At 42.5% G+C, this 15,509-nt stretch carries 12 protein-coding genes; 5 read left to right on the top strand and 7 right to left on the bottom strand.

The annotated features are described in order from the left end of the window. Positions 1-312 precede the first annotated feature (312 nt). Both V7K30_RS17480 and metX read left to right on the top strand, forming a co-directional pair. Positions 313-1,626 carry an O-acetylhomoserine aminocarboxypropyltransferase/cysteine synthase family protein gene (locus V7K30_RS17480; RefSeq protein ID WP_335001306.1) on the top strand — a complete coding sequence of 438 codons (1,314 nt, stop codon included), beginning with the start codon at positions 313-315 and terminating at the stop codon, positions 1,624-1,626. A 177-nt stretch (positions 1,627-1,803) separates the two neighbouring features. Next, on the top strand, positions 1,804-2,883 hold the full coding sequence (metX, locus tag V7K30_RS17475) for a homoserine O-acetyltransferase MetX (protein WP_335001304.1): 1,080 nt from the start codon (positions 1,804-1,806) through the stop codon (positions 2,881-2,883). A gap of 446 nt (positions 2,884-3,329) precedes the next feature. Here the strand turns inward: metX and V7K30_RS17470 are convergent, their stop codons facing one another. Both V7K30_RS17470 and V7K30_RS17465 read right to left on the bottom strand, forming a co-directional pair. Then, the gene (locus V7K30_RS17470; RefSeq protein WP_335001302.1) at positions 3,330-3,506 is read right to left on the bottom strand and encodes a hypothetical protein; all 177 of its coding nucleotides are present in this window, start codon (positions 3,504-3,506) and stop codon (positions 3,330-3,332) included. Between the two features lie 86 nt (positions 3,507-3,592). Next, a complete protein-coding gene (locus tag V7K30_RS17465; protein ID WP_335001300.1) occupies positions 3,593-3,871 on the bottom strand; it encodes a hypothetical protein in 279 nt (92 codons plus the stop codon). A gap of 102 nt (positions 3,872-3,973) precedes the next feature. Here V7K30_RS17465 and V7K30_RS17460 point away from each other — a divergent pair, with 102 nt between their 5' ends. After that, on the top strand, positions 3,974-7,063 hold the full coding sequence (locus V7K30_RS17460; protein ID WP_335001298.1) for a tetratricopeptide repeat protein: 3,090 nt from the start codon (positions 3,974-3,976) through the stop codon (positions 7,061-7,063). Further along, complete coding sequence (locus V7K30_RS17455; protein ID WP_335001296.1) at positions 7,048-7,293, top strand: hypothetical protein; 246 nt, start codon at positions 7,048-7,050, stop codon at positions 7,291-7,293. The genes V7K30_RS17460 and V7K30_RS17455 overlap by 16 nt, the downstream gene beginning before the upstream one ends. A 238-nt stretch (positions 7,294-7,531) precedes the next feature. Here V7K30_RS17455 and V7K30_RS17450 read toward each other — a convergent pair whose 3' ends face one another. From V7K30_RS17450 to V7K30_RS17440, 3 genes are all read right to left on the bottom strand, one after another. After that, positions 7,532-7,915: a hypothetical protein gene (locus tag V7K30_RS17450; RefSeq protein ID WP_335001294.1), complete on the bottom strand. Its 384-nt coding sequence runs from the start codon at positions 7,913-7,915 to the stop codon at positions 7,532-7,534. A 201-nt stretch (positions 7,916-8,116) separates the two neighbouring features. Then, positions 8,117-9,073 (bottom strand): NAD-dependent epimerase/dehydratase family protein, encoded by a 957-nt coding sequence (locus V7K30_RS17445; protein ID WP_335001293.1) that lies wholly within the window; start codon positions 9,071-9,073, stop codon positions 8,117-8,119. 236 nt (positions 9,074-9,309) lie between these two features. After that, positions 9,310-10,695 carry an aminotransferase-like domain-containing protein gene (locus V7K30_RS17440; RefSeq protein WP_335001377.1) on the bottom strand — a complete coding sequence of 462 codons (1,386 nt, stop codon included), beginning with the start codon at positions 10,693-10,695 and terminating at the stop codon, positions 9,310-9,312. Between the two features lie 350 nt (positions 10,696-11,045). Here V7K30_RS17440 and V7K30_RS17435 point away from each other — a divergent pair, with 350 nt between their 5' ends. After that, positions 11,046-11,261: a hypothetical protein gene (locus V7K30_RS17435; RefSeq protein WP_335001291.1), complete on the top strand. Its 216-nt coding sequence runs from the start codon at positions 11,046-11,048 to the stop codon at positions 11,259-11,261. Positions 11,262-11,545: 284 nt separating this feature from the next. Here the strand turns inward: V7K30_RS17435 and V7K30_RS17430 are convergent, their stop codons facing one another. Together V7K30_RS17430 and V7K30_RS17425 are read right to left on the bottom strand one after the other, a co-directional pair. Continuing rightward, a complete protein-coding gene (locus V7K30_RS17430; RefSeq protein ID WP_335001289.1) occupies positions 11,546-13,102 on the bottom strand; it encodes a hydantoinase B/oxoprolinase family protein in 1,557 nt (518 codons plus the stop codon). Between the two features lie 293 nt (positions 13,103-13,395). Beyond that, a complete protein-coding gene (locus tag V7K30_RS17425; protein WP_335001287.1) occupies positions 13,396-15,486 on the bottom strand; it encodes a hydantoinase/oxoprolinase family protein in 2,091 nt (696 codons plus the stop codon). Positions 15,487-15,509 lie beyond the last annotated feature (23 nt).

The following is a 15,509-nucleotide window of genomic DNA, read 5'->3' as shown; positions in this document are numbered from 1 at the left end:
TGAGCAGCTATACAGTTCTAATTTTTGTTAACTGGTAGGGCATTTACGAAGAAAGGTTATTGGTTTTTGCAAAATAAAATTCTGGCGTTGCTGAATCAAGGGATGATTGTAGGGTGGGCGGAAAAGCCCGTCCTTTGTATTTCGGGGGGGTTTTTCCGCCCATCCCGCAAATATGCAACGCCAAAATTCTTTGTGCCAAAAATATTTTAGATTAAAATACGGTCAGGCTGCCAAATTACCGTTGATTAATCTCACCCAACGCTCAAATATTATATTCCTTGCTTGTATAATTGGAAACTAAAATAACTGCTTATGTCTGAACAATATCGTTTTGAAACCCTGCAAGTTCATGCTGGACAAGAGCCTGCTCCTGGAACTAATGCTCGTGCTGTACCCATTTACCAAACGACTTCCTACGTTTTTGACGACGCCGATCACGGAGCGCGGTTGTTTGCTCTCCAGGAATTTGGCAACGTTTACACCCGGATCGCAAATCCAACGACGGATGTATTTGAAAAGCGGATTGCTGCCTTAGAAGGGGGTGTAGCAGCATTAGCAACCGCTAGTGGTCAGGCGGCGCAATTCTTGGCAATCACTACCATCGCTCAGGCTGGTGATAATATTGTTTCCACTAGTTTTCTGTATGGGGGAACATATAACCAATTTAAAGTATCATTACCCCGTTTGGGTATTAATGTCAAGTTTGTTGAGGGAGATCAGCCAGAAAGTTTCCGTCAGGCGATCGACGATCGCACCAAAGCCCTATACGTTGAAACCATTGGCAATCCCCAATACAACATTCCCGACTTTGCGGCTTTAGCTCACATTGCCCACGAAAACGGCATACCTTTAATTGTGGATAATACCTTTGGTGCTGGTGGGTATCTAGCTCGACCGATTGAACATGGTGCAGACATTGTAGTGGAATCTGCAACTAAATGGATTGGTGGGCATGGTACTTCCATTGGTGGCGTAATTGTCGATTCTGGTAAATTTGACTGGGGTAACGGCAAATTTCCCCTGTTTACTGAGCCATCACCCGGCTATCATGGGCTGAATTTCCAAGAAGTGTTTGGCCCTAGCGGTTCCTTTGGCAACATTGCCTTTATTATTCGCGCCAGAGTCGAGGGGTTACGGGATTTTGGCCCGTCCTTGAGTCCATTTAACGCCTTTCTTTTACTGCAAGGATTAGAGACTCTCTCCCTACGTGTAGATCGTCATGTGAGCAATGCCCTAGAATTGGCTCAGTGGTTAGAGCAGCAAGAGCAAGTATTATGGGTTAATTATCCGGGACTTCCTAATCACCCATCTCATGAACGAGCGAAAAAGTATCTCCGGCATGGCTTTGGGGGAGTTTTAAACTTTGGCATCAAAGGTGGAATGGAGGCAGGTAAAGCTTTTATTAATCATGTAAAATTGGCGAGTCATTTAGCAAATGTTGGTGATGCTAAAACCCTCGTTATTCATCCCGCTTCCACAACCCATCAACAACTAAGTGATAAGGAACAGCTTTCAGCAGGTGTGACACCAGATTTGGTGCGGGTATCAGTGGGAATTGAACATATCGACGATATCAAAGAGGATTTTGAGCAGGCATTTCGGCAAGTGAAAATAGAGGAGAGTTAGGAGTTAGGAGTTAGGAGTTTGGAGTTTGGAGTTTGGAGTTTGGAGTTAGGAGTTTGGAGTTAGGAGTTTGGAGTTAGGAGTTTGGAGTTTAATTTCATACTAATTCCCTGAATTACAGCTCCAAACCATTCTCCCCTGCTCCCCTATGTCTACTGCCTCTTGAACACAATTCTAGATATGATCTACTCAGACTTTATCTCACCGCAAACCCAGTTTTACCAGATGACGGTGCTATTTCAACTTGAAGGGGGCGAAGCATTAACTGGGGTTCACGTTGCTTATCGCACCTGGGGACAGTTAAATGCTCAAGGCGATAATGGGGTACTAATTTGTCATGCCTTAACTGGTTCGGCTGACGCTGATGATTGGTGGAAACCTTTGTTTGGTTCAGGGAAAGCTTTCAATCCAGAACGCGATTTTATTGTGTGCAGCAACATTTTGGGAAGTTGTTACGGCACAACTGGGCCAACTACTATCAACCCAATAACGGGAAATCCTTATGGTGTATCCTTCCCTAAGATTACAATCCGAGATATGGTTCACCTGCAAGCTACACTACTAGAATACCTGGGTGTTCAATCTCTGCGGTTAGTAATTGGCGGATCGCTAGGTGGGATGCAAGTACTGGAGTGGGGGTTATTATATCCAGAAAAGGTGAAAGCGATCGCACCCATCGCTGTTTCTGGAAGACATTCCGCTTGGTGTATTGGATTAAGTGAAGCCCAAAGACAGGCAATTTATGCTGATCCAAACTGGCAAGAAGGGAAATATACGCTGGATGCGCCCCCAAACCAAGGATTAGCAGTGGCGCGGATGATGGCGATGAGTACTTACCGTTCTTGGGATAGTTTTACAACCCGCTTTGGACGGCAGTATGATGCATCTGAGCAGTTTGTTATAGCCAGTTACTTACAGCATCAGGGTCAAAAGCTAACAGAACGATTTGACGCCAACACTTACATCACCCTCACCCACGTAATGGATCGCCACGATGTTGCACGCGATCGCACAAGTCCTAATTTATCAGATTATGAATCTGTTCTGCAAAGCATCCAGCAACCGACTCTAGTTGTCGCAATTGATTCTGACATCCTCTATCCTCCAGTAGAACAACAAGAATTGGCAAATTTCATCCCTAATGCTCAACTGGCGTGGCTAAAGTCAACCCACGGACATGATGCATTTTTAATTGACATGGATGCATTGAATGAAATACTAATCTCTTTTCAGCAAAGCTTAGATTTACCAGCCTCCTAGCTCAATGTTTCGAGTTCTGAGCAGGAAGTTCCGAGCAAAAAGGTTGGCCTTCCGAGTTCTGAGCTTGAACGATGACGTTTAAAGGTGAAATGATCAAGTTGAAAAGGCGATGTCTACAACGGGCTACGCCTACGCACTTGAAATGAGTAGTGCGTAGGCGTAGCCCGTTGTAGACATCGCTTAAAATCAACCCATCAAAGCAGACTTTTTTTGTATAACTACACCTTTAGAGGTTGTTTGAAAAGTGGTATGTTGTGATTTTAATCGAATTATTACCCCCCTTAATCCCCCCTTATAAAGGGGGGAAATAAGAAAATCCGGTTCCCTCACGCCACATGCTTCAAGTCGGCAAAGCCGCCCAACGCAGTGGCTCCCCTTTATAAGGGGAGGGTTAGGGTGGGGTAAAAAATATTTGATACATCAATCATGACTTTTCAAACATCCTCTTAGGCATTAGGTTTATTTTTGCTGTTCTTTGCGTCATTGTTATAAATGATTATCAAGCAGTAAATAGCCAAAGGAGTTAGTGCGATCGCTACAGGTGGATAAATCGTGTAGAAAGTAGCCACAACTTCAGCAACACCCAATACTGTCAGAATAAATTCGGCTTGTTTACGTTTCATCAGAATTGCTTTTAAATAGTTGACAATTCCATGAAACAATGCTCAATCACAAGTTCAGTCCCAAGCTGTCTGAAGTTATTACCGAGTTATTTCCTAGTTATTCTCAATTCCCAAGTTATTCCCAACTTACAGCTATTTTCAGTTAATGAACCACAGATTTTTGTAGGGGCACGGCAATGCCCATTGGTGTCAACTTCCGGTAAAAGCCTGCGATAACAAGCTTTTAGAGATTGTCTCGTTCCCAGTCGGAGACTGGGAATGCCTAATGTGAGGCTCCGCCTCAAGACTGGCGGCAGAGCCGCAGGAGCATTTCCAGCCAGAGGCTGGAAACGAGGTTTTAAAGGGGTTTGAGCAGAAGTTGACACCAATGGGCAATACCGTGCCCCTACCCCGTGGTTTATTTACTTGAAAACGCTGTAATACCTACCCAGATTGCTAGACTCTAAATAAATATACTGTCATGAGCCATGCCGAGAGGAATTAAGGTTCGCAAAGAGGAAATTAAAAACGTCAAGCTAGCACTCAAGCGCAATAGTTTCTCACGACAGCAAGATTTAGCTAACGAATTAAGCATTTCTAAAAATACTGTATGGAACTTTCTCAATGGCAACCCTGTTGACTATTCCAACTTTGAAGAAATCTGTCGGCGATTGTCACTCGATGTTCAAGAAATAGCTGATTTCAGCGATGCTGATGTGGAAGTGGTGCAGGAACAACAAAAACCTGATTCGACAGTGCAGACTAAATCTGTTACTGAAGTTGAACTGGGCGCTCATGTTGCCCACTCCACAACAGAAACAAGGGTTGTACTCAACCAAGCGATCCCAGAAGTACCCGTGTGGAAGGGGCGAGATGAACTCCTTGAAGAGTTGCAGACAAAATTACAGCAACCAGAAAATCCGCTTAAGGTATTGGCACTCATTGGACAAGGGGGTATTGGCAAAACCAGTTTAGCTGTAAAACTTTTAGCAGCACTGGGCGTTAATTGTGGAAGATCCGCCCTAACTCCCGTTGAAAAAGGGGCGAATGTAGAAGAGTGTGCTTATGAGTGCGTAATGTATTTCAAGGCGCAGGAGGGGACAAGTTTTGATGATGTCGCAGAATTTCTCCTAATTGAAGGCTTGGGTATTCAAACAGCAGAGACGTTGAAAACTGCTGATGAAAAGATAGCCAAAATTATTGAAGGGTTGGCGCAAACACGCACTCTTGTAGTGCTGGATAACCTAGAAAGTATTTTACAACCTGCCAACCATCCGCAAGCAGGACGGGCGATTTCAGCGGATTGGGGTAAACTGCTAAACGCCCTAGTCTATCACCAGCATCAATCTCAAACTTTATTAACCAGTCGAGAAGTACCAGCAGATTTAGCTGATATCCGCTATGAAGGTGCGGAACCAGATTCAGAATTGGTGTATATCGAGAGAATTTCTGGAGTGGCGACAGTCGCGGGAGTTGAGATTTTGCGACAGCGCCAACTGAAAGATAGTGTAGCAGATTTGGAGTGGATATCTGAGCGCATTGAGGGACACGTATTTTTGTTAACCCAACTGGCGGCTATTGGTAAGGATAAGCCTGGGTATCTGCGGAAGCATCCAGAATTGGTAACGAAAAAGGCTGAACCTATTCTCAGAGAACAACTGGCAAGGCAAAGTGAAGCAGCACGAGATTTACTCAGCCGGATGTGTGTGTTGCGGGTGGGGATAGATATCCGAGGTTTAACTTTCTTGCGGTTATATACAGATGATCAAGAGCAAGATGAGCGCTTTGAAATTGCAGCAACGTGGGGAAAACCTGCTGAATTGACAGAGGTGGAAATTAATGAAACGCAAGCAATTTTAGACCAATTAATCGATAGCAGTTTGGTGCAGATTCGCTATGATGAACAGCAATGTGAGTACTTTTATGACTTGCATCGGGTGATTGTGGAGTTTGTACAAGGGGAATATAAAGACGAACTGCCCAATCTGCTCAAGAGTATCTATAAATTTTACTGCTCTGGTAAAAATGTTGAAAATCCTAAAACTTTAGAAGATTTGCGCCCAGTGCTGGAGGCTCAATATTTTGCTTTTCAGTTGGGCAATTACAGCGAAGCATTTTATTTGGTAACGGGAACTCTGGGAAAATATCTGAGATGGTGGGGACACTGGAGTTTATTAAAAGACTTATGTGAACAAGTTTTGCCACACATTGATGATGAGGAATGCTGCATCTGCTTACAATTGATTGGAGTAATTCATCGTGATTTAGGCAATTGGGATGAAGGAGCAAGATGTTTTCAGAATGCTTTAGCCATTGCACAAAAGCAAGAAAGTAAAAGTAATATTGCATATTGCAATGGATTGTTGGGAGATATAGAGAAGAATCGCGGCAACTGGGATGCCGCCGAAACCCTCTATCGGCAATGTTTAGAAGTTGAGATAGAATTAGGCGATCGCTTTGGCGTGGCTACTAGTTGGGGAGTGTTGGGAGATATAGAACGCAATCGCGGCAGGTGGGATGCAGCCGAAACCCTATATCGGCAAGCTTTGGAAGTGAGTACAGAATTATGCGATCGCGCTGGCATAGCTACTAGTTGGGGACAGTTGGGAGATATAGAGCAATGTCGCGGCAGGTGGGATGCAGCCGAAACCCTGTATCAGCAATACTTAGAAGTGATGACAGAATTAGGCGATCGCTCTGGGATAGCGAATAGTTGGGGATTGTTAGGAGATATAGAGCGCAATCGCGGCAAGTGGGATGCTGCCGAAACCCTGTATCAGCAAGCTTTGGAAGAGATGACAGAATTAGGCGATCGCTATGGTATGGCTCATTGTTGGGGACAGTTGGGATATATAGAGCAATGTCGCGGCAGGTGGGATGCAGCCGAAACCCTGTATCAGCAATGTTTAGAAGTGATGACAAAATTAGGCGATCGCTATGGTATGGCTCATTGTTGGGGACAGTTGGGATATATAGAGCAATGTCGCGGCAGGTGGGATGCAGCCGAAACCCTGTATCAGCAATGTTTAGAAGTGATGACAAAATTAGGCGATCGCGCTGGCATAGCTACTAGTTGGGGACAGTTGGGAGATATAGAGCAATGTCGCGGCAGGTGGGATGCAGCCGAAACCCTGTATCAGCAATACTTAGAAGTGATGACAGAATTAGGCGATCGCGCTGGCATAGCTTATGGTTGGGGAGTATTGGGAGATATCGAGCGTCATCGCGGCAACTGGGATGCGAGTGAACGTCTGTATCAGCAATCTTTGGGATTGATGGCAGAATTAGGCAATCACTGTGGTATAGCTGATTGTTATAGTGGTTTAGGAGAAAATGAACTTGATCGCGGTAATCTAGAAGCAGCAGAACAGTTTTCTAAACAAGCTTTGAAATTAGCAGAAGAATTGGGGATGACTCACCTAATAGCAGGGGTTAACTACGATTTAGCATGGCTAGAGCGTAAGCGCAGCAATACAGAACTTGCCCAACAGCATTACAATACAGCGCATCAAATCTTCCAGCAATTGGATGCGGCGAAGGATTTGGAGAAAATCGAGCGAGAGTGGGAGCAAGATTAATCGCAATTATACAAAGTTTATTGCTTCCGGGTGAGGATGCTGTTGGTTGTTATGGTGAATTACTCAAAATTGGACGCAGAGGAGATAAACTCACTCCGCATCACATACCATCCAATGCGTTTATGCAAACAAAAGTACCTGGTTATACAAAAGATAAAGGCATTGCAATTATGATGGAGCATCTGTCTTTTGGAAATCTTGTAATCCCCCCTTATAAAGGCGGAAAATAAGAAATCTTGTTCCCTCCCCTTGGAAAGGCTGCGGTGTACACACAAGTCGAATTACCCCCCTTAATCCCCCCTTATAAAGGGGGGAAATAGGAAATTTGGTTCCCTCCCCTTTATAAGGGGAGGGTTAGGGTGGGGTAAAACTGACGTGAAAAACCAGGTGAGTAAGCTATTTCAGACTTGTATCTACACCGTAGCTTACCAAGGCAGGACTACGGGGGGTTAAAACTATCTCAAATTCTCACGAATGATTTAGGACTGCTATATAAGCAACAGATACGCTCAAAGTCATGTTGAAGTACTTGAAAGTCGTGTTGAAGTACTCCAAAATCGTGTTGAGGTACTCCGAAGTCGTGTTGAAGTACTCCGAAGTCGTGTTGAGGTACTCCAAAATCGTGTTGAGGTACTCCGAAGTCGTGTTGAGGTACTCCAAAATCGTGTTGAGGTACTCCAAAATCGTGTTGAGGTACTCCGAAGTCGTGTTGAAGTACTCCGAAGTCGTGTTGAGGTACTCCGAAGTCGTGTTGAGGTACTCCGAAATCGTGTTGAGGTACTTCAAACTTTGTCGCACCGCGATCAAGTACACAGGTGCGTAGGCGTAGCCCCCCGTAGGCATCGCTTTCATAGATCTCCACAAACAAAGTGATGTCTACGACGGGCTACGCCTACGCTTGACTTTTAAAACAGTCGCTACACCTGAACACGAACTTCCGAGATAAGAACTCAACATTCCGAGTTCTGAGGTTTAACAATGAGGCTCAGAGGTGGAATGATGAAGTTGAAAAGCCGATTTCTGGCTCCTAACAGACGCAATTAATCGCGTCTGTTATTTAATTTCGTTCTTGCTGCGCCAAGTTTGTACTGTTTGCTGCAAACCCTCTTTGTAACTTAAATAACGCGGTTTCCAACCAAGCTGTTGACGAATTGAGTCGCTTTTAACTGTGGTTTCCAATTTAAGTAAGTCTACCTGCTGAGGTGTAATTATCACCAGAAGTGCTACAGGAGTCAGCAACATAGGAATGTGTACAGGTTGTTTTCTGCCTAAAGCGAAGGCAAAGTAATCAATGAAATCCCCAAAGGATACCGGAGTTCCATCGACAACGTTAAACACTGCGCCTACTGTTTGCTGCTCTCCTGCTTGAACTAGAGCTTGAGCAGCATCTTCAAAGTGCAGCCAGTTACCTAAGTTATTTGCAGGCCCTGCAAAATAAGGGCGTCTGAGGTTGAATGATTTGATATATAGCTTGAGGTCTTGAGATTGTGGGCCATACAAGTATCCCATCCGTAAAAGGCTAGAGGGAATCTTGCTGTTGCTCACCTGGTTTTCTGTGGCGATCGCGGCGGCAAAAATTGGGTCGTCGCCAGGTGCAACTAGAGGCGAAGTTTCTGTGCTATCTCTTGCATTGCCATAGAGAAAAGTATAACTGGTGTGGACAAGAAACGGAGTCCCTGCATTTTTAATCGCTGTCAATAGTGCAGCAGTTGTGGCTTTTAAGGTTTTGTCAAATTCTTTCCAGTCCTGACCATCGCTTAATAATGTATTGGCAAACTGTGGCGTTAGGTTGATAACTACGTTAGCATTAGCTGCGGATAAAACATCCTTAAGTTCAGTGGCACTTGTCAAACTGACATCAGCAGCTAGGCCACCCTTAGAACGTATGACCTCAGCGCCATCTTTACTCAGTGGTATTCCAGTCACCTGATGTCCACGCGCAACTAATTGCTGCGTGGTTTCTTGTCCCAGTTCCGTATCAGCGCCTGTAACGACAAAGTTTAGGGTCATATGTTTTAAAGTAGTTCTGCCTGCAAACAGCTAATGTTAATCATCTGGACAAGATATTAGCTATCTTTAAAGTTTCTTACAACGATCGCAATGCTCAGGGATACCCCCTTAAGGTTGAAATTTAGAGCGCCTTTTTCAAGTAAGCGATCGCATAACACCATTTTTCAGTTGATATAGACTATAGGCTGACCTCACTTCCATTCCTCTGTGTCTTTAAAAGTGATGCTCGTTCCTTGCTAACTGAGCGCTTGGCTTCCAGTACTCAGACTTCTTTGTGCTACTACACATCCTCTGGAAATATACTTTTTCAGCAACTTACCCACAATCGAGATCCCTTCCTCAATCTCCTCTGACGGGAGACAGAAAGTTAGACGCATCGCTGGATAACCCTGCTTATCGGGGAAAAATGCCGAACCACACGCCAGGTAGACATTTTGTGCAAAGGCTTCCTCACGAATTGTCCCAATCGGAAAATCATCTGGTAACTGTACCCAGAGAAATAATCCACCCGTGGGAACTGTCCAGCGAATCTCTTCAGGAAAATAACGCTCCAAAGCTTGCAGCATAATATTACGACTTTGCAGATTATCTGTGCGAAGTCCGCTGAGGTGACGGCGGTAATGTCCTGAGGCGAGATATTCGCTAACTATTGTTTGCGAAATACTGGATGTGTGCAAGTCATGGAGCAACTTCCGCTCAACAATTGCTTGATAATGCTTACCTGTAACTACCATATAGCCCACTCGTAAACCAGGCATTAAAGTTTTAGAAAAGGTGCTTAAGTAAGTCACCAAATTATTTTTATCTAAAGCTTTAATTGGTGCTGGCACAGCCTCAAAATTTATTCCTTCATAAGCATTATCTTCCAAAATGGGACATTCATATTTTTCTGCTAATCCTAATAATTGTTGCCGATGAGTTTGTGTTGTCGTCAATCCGGTTGGATTGTGGAAAGTACTAATAGTATAAATTAATTTCGGGCGGTGGCTGTGGAGATATTGCTCTAATAACTCTAAATTCATTCCCTCCGCAGTCATGGGAATGCCAATAATTTTGGCTCCTAAGTTTTCTAAGATTGAGATTGCACCATAATAGGTGGGAGCTTCCACAATCACCCAATCACCAGGTTGTACATAATAATTCATAGCTAATGACAACCCTTGCTGAGAGCCATTAGTAATAATTAAATCTTCGGGGAAAACCTCTAATCCTTGATGTACTAACATCTGGGCAATTTGTCTGCACAGAGTTAGTTGTCCTTGAGGCATCTCGTGGGTAAATAAAATATCAGTATCTTCTTGTCTTAGCGCTCGTCTGGCAATGAAGTTGATATCTTTTGGTGGACGAGGATAACCGTAGCCAAAATTAATTATTCCTGGCTGCGTTTGTGCTTGCACTAGTGGAGTATACATCTCATAAAAAGAACACTTTTCTGGTTTTGTAATTATGACATTTTGGGCTGGAGCAAATGTAGATTCTAGGTTGGCGCTCTTAAGAGAAATGCTGCTGACAAAATATCCTGAACCCTGACGAGCAGAAACAATCCCATCTGCTTCTAAAACGTTATATGCTTCAATAATTGTGAGTTTGTTAACTTGTAAACTTTCTGCAAGAGAGCGGATAGAAGGGAGGCGATCGCCACTTTTGAGTGCGCCAGATTTAATCAGACGACTGATGCGTTAGCGTAGCTCGCCGTAGGCATCGTGGATCTGCAAATAAATCGGTTTGTGTGACTGTCGTTCTAATAAAATGTTCATTTTGGCGCACTCGTCAATGACTAAATAATCATCAATACTCGCAATATAAACTATTTTTACCAACTTTACCTAGTACAGTTGAGAGATTTTTTACTATACCAGTTGGGATGGCGCTTAACTGTACTAGTTAAATCTGCCAAAACTGTACCTTCTCAGTTGAAAATTCTTACGTGAAAGTAAGAGTAATAGTTCACTGTTTATCAGGTGCTTTCACCATGAATAAATTTGATTTTTTGTTAACTTTCCAAAAACTTTGGCAACATTTTGTCATCTGGATGGCTAGTGGTTCTGACCTCCAAGTGTGGCCGGAATCAGACTGGCGTGGTAACATTTCTTCTTGGCACGCCTACGATCCAATCACAGGACGCTCTGCCTGTTTTGGTTCTGAAGAAGAAATGCGAATTTGGATTGATAAGTGTTATTACAGATAAAATATTTTGCTAATCAACATGACAAATAGACACTTCGGAACAATCGGAGACATTTGGAAACATTTGCTATTAGCAGAAATTCTGAGAGTTGAAAAGCCGTTTTCATACTGGGAATCTCATGCTGATTCTGCATTGTACACCCTCACACATTCTATTCAGAGGGATTATGGAGTGTTTTACTTCATACGGTATCAAAAAATTACATTTTATAAGTAGAGTTCCAGCACTTTTCACATGTATTGATAGGTTTTAAAATCAGTGGAAATTATTGGTATTACGAGACTTTACGCAAATCCGCCTCCTCCAGGAGTTTCTATCACAAAAACATCCCCAGTTTTCATCTCTACTGTTGCTGTGCTGTTCAAATTCTCTTCAATTCCATTCTGACGTTGTATCCAGTTGCGTCCAACAATTCCGGCTTCCCCACCATTTAATCCAAAAGGAGGTACAACCCGATGACCAGAGAGAATATTAGCTGTCATGGGTTCTAGGAAACGGATGCGGCGGACAACTCCATTACCACCAGAATATTTTCCTTTACCACCGCTATCGGAACGAAGACTAAAGCTTTCTAAAAGTACAGGATAACGGGTTTCTAAAACTTCTGGATCGGTCAAACGGGAGTTAGTCATGTGAGAATGAACACCATCAGTTCCATCAAAATCAATTCCTGCTCCAGAGCCACCGCAGATAGTTTCATAATATTGATATTGCTCATTACCAAAAGTAAAATTATTCATCGTTCCTTGAGAAGCAGCCATAACACCCAAAGCGCCATATAAAGCATCAACAATAGTTTGAGAAGTTTCTACATTACCCGCTACTACTGCTGCTGGATAAATTGGATTTAGCATACAGCCTACCGGGATAATAATTTCTAGAGGGTTAAGACACCCGGCATTAAGAGGAATATTATCATCAACCAAAGTCCGAAAGACATATAAGACTGCTGCTTGAGTTACAGCTTTAGGAGCATTAAAATTACTATTTAGTTGCTCCGAAGTTCCAGTAAAATCAATGGTAGCACTGCGACTTTCTTGATGAATCGTAACTTTTACTTTAATTATTGCCCCATTATCCATTTTATAAACAAATGAGCCATCATTGAGAAGATTGATAGCCTTTCTTACCGACTCCTCGGCATTAGCTTGCACAAACTTCATATAAGCTTGAACAGTCTCAAGTCCGTATTGTGAAACCATTTTAGAAAGTTCTTGCGCTCCCCGTTCATTTGCGGCAATTTGTGCCTTAAAATCAGCGATATTTTGGTCAGGGTTACGAGCAGGATAAGTATGAGTTGAAAGGTGCTGTCTGACTGCGGATTCGCGAAATTTGCCCTCTTCAACCAAGAGAAAATTATCAAAAAGAATTCCTTCTTCTTCTACTGTGGTGCTGTGAGGAGGCATTGAACCGGGAGTAATTCCCCCAATATCGGCTTGGTGTCCACGAGAAGCAACAAAAAAGAGGGGCATGGGGAATGAAATATTTTCACTAATTTCCAAAAAAACAGGGGTAATTGCAGTGACATCAGGAAGGTGGGTTCCGCCATTATAGGGGTTATTAGATAGATAGACATTTCCCGGTTTTAGGGTGTGGCCTTTGTCATTAATTAAACTGCGGACACTTTCGCTCATTGAGCCTAAATGTACGGGAATGTGAGGGGCGTTAGCGACTAATAATCCAGAAGAGTCAAAAATAGCGCAGGAGAAATCCAGTCTTTCTTTGATATTTACAGATGCTGCCGTATTTTGGAGAACAATTCCCATTTGTTCTGCAATAAATTGATAGAGATTTTTGAATATTTCTAAACGGATTGGATCGGGTTGAGATGTTGTGTACATTTTTAAGTCCTTAAAAAACTTGTGTAGTAATCTTAAAAACATTTAATTTGTATAACCGAATTAAACATAACTCTTGTGGGATGGGCATCTTGCCCGCTCCAATTATGCAAGTTAAATGTGGAACAGCTTAATAGCTTAAGCGCTTTTTTAAACACTTTAGTGTTTACTACTAGTACTCCACGGCAGAAATAGAGCAACCATTTAAAATCCCTAAAGAGCTTATTCCATTTTATTGTAAAACCGTGTTGAGCTTAGTGTAGCGAGGGTAAGTATTTTCCAGCACAACAGCCAGTTTATAGACGTTCTAAAATTAGATGATTCCGTTCAGTTAATCTTGCTTGCCAGTTAGGTTCCACTACAATTGTGCTAATTTTTTCCACAACGATCGCAGGCCCATTAATACTATCTTCTGGTTGTAAATCTTCCCGCCGATAAACAGGAGTATCATACCATCTATTAGTACTAAACATCCTTACTATCTCAACAGATGCAGGAGCTTCATTTAAAGGGCGAGTCCGAATAATTAAAGGTTCTTCGGGAGTCTCCATCTTCTGAATGACTTCCACTGAAACAGATTCAACAATTAAGGTTTTCTCTAATTGAATGAAACCATAACGGGATTTATGTTCAGCCTCAAATTGTTGTCGCATCAGTACTACATCATCGGCAAAGTTAACGGTTAAAGTAGAGTTAGTTTCTTCATATTTTAAATTAACTTTTCTGACTATTTTTATTTGACTACGTAATTCATCTATTTCATTTCTAGCTTGAGTTTCTAAAGATTTCATTAACTGCTGTAATTTAGAGATTAATCCTTGGATTAAAGGTTGTTCTACTCCCCCTTCTCTAATTGCCCGCACATCAGCTAATCCCATTCCATAAGCAGAAAGAACACCAGCATAAGGATGTAAAAATATCTTTTTCATCCCCAGAGTATCGGCAATTAAACAAGCAACTTGCCCGCCTGCACCGCCAAAACAACAAAGCACATATTGGCTGACATCATAACCGCGTTGCAGACTGATTTTTTTAATTGCGTTCGCCATATTTTCCACTGCGATCGCAATAAATCCAGCGGCTACTTCTTCGGGGGTACAATCATTTAATGTAGCGGCTTGAATATCTTGGGTTAATTGGGTAAATTTCTGAGTAACAATATCTTTATCTAAAGGTAAATTACCATCAATGCCAAAAACATAGGGAAAATATTGTGGATGAATTTTACCTAACATGACATTGGCATCAGTAACTGCTAATGGCCCACCACGTCGATAACAAGCAGGCCCAGGATTTGAACCAGCAGATTTAGGGCCAACACGATAACTAGAACCATCAAAAAAGAGAACAGAACCACCACCAGCAGCAATGGTATTAATTGCTAATACAGGAACTCGCATCCGCGCCCCAGCAATTTCCGAATCTAGTTGTCGTTCATACTCTCCTTTAAAGTGGGCGACATCTGTACTTGTCCCTCCCATATCAAAGGTAATAACTAACTCGAAACCTGCCCTTTTACTAGTTTGAACTGCGCCAACAATACCGCCAGCCGGGCCACTTAAAATACTATCTTTTCCTTGAAATTGTTCGGCTGCGACTAAACCGCCATCAGATTTCATGAACATTAATTTGACTCCGGGTAACTGACTCGCTACTTGGTTGACGTAGCGACGCAGAATAGGAGTTAAATAAGCATCGACTACTGTTGTATCTCCTCGGCTAACCAACTTCATTAACGGACTAACTTGATGGGATACGGATATTTGGGTAAAGCCGATTGTTAAAGCAAGCTGGGCTATTTGTTGTTCGTGTTTCGGATAGCGATCGCTGTGCATAAAAACAATAGCACAACTTTTAATTCCTGTCTTGTAAACTGCTTGTAAGTAATTTTTTACTTGTTGAATAGCTACAGAGATTAATTCATTTCCCTTAGCATCATAACGTTCGTCAATCTCAATCACCTCCTCATAAAGCATGGTTGGTAAAACGATATGACGGGCAAAGATATTAGGACGGTTTTGGTAACCAATTCGTAGGGCATCTTTAAACCCTTTAGTTATGAGAAGAACAACCCTGTCTCCTTTACGTTCTAACAGCGCATTTGTTGCTACTGTTGTCCCCATTTTTACTACTTCTATTACTTCACTAGGAATGGGTTCATTGCTGGGAATACCCATGATATCCCGTATACCTTGAATGGCTGCATCTTGATATTGTTCGGGATTTTCTGAAAGTAGTTTGTAGACTATAATCCATTGCTGATTAGGCAGAGTCACAATTAAAAAACGTTCAGGATATCTTGATAGTTTGTTTATAATTACTTGATTATCAGTAACAGCAACAATATCTGTGAATGTACCACCCCTATCAGCAAAAACCTTCAACATTGCTCTGTTTCCTTAACGCTATA

Source organism: Nostoc sp. (genome assembly GCF_036917655.1).
Taxonomy (GTDB): domain Bacteria; phylum Cyanobacteriota; class Cyanobacteriia; order Cyanobacteriales; family Nostocaceae; genus Nostoc.
Note: the sequence above shows the minus strand (reverse complement) of the source record. Positions and strands in the feature narration are given on the sequence as shown.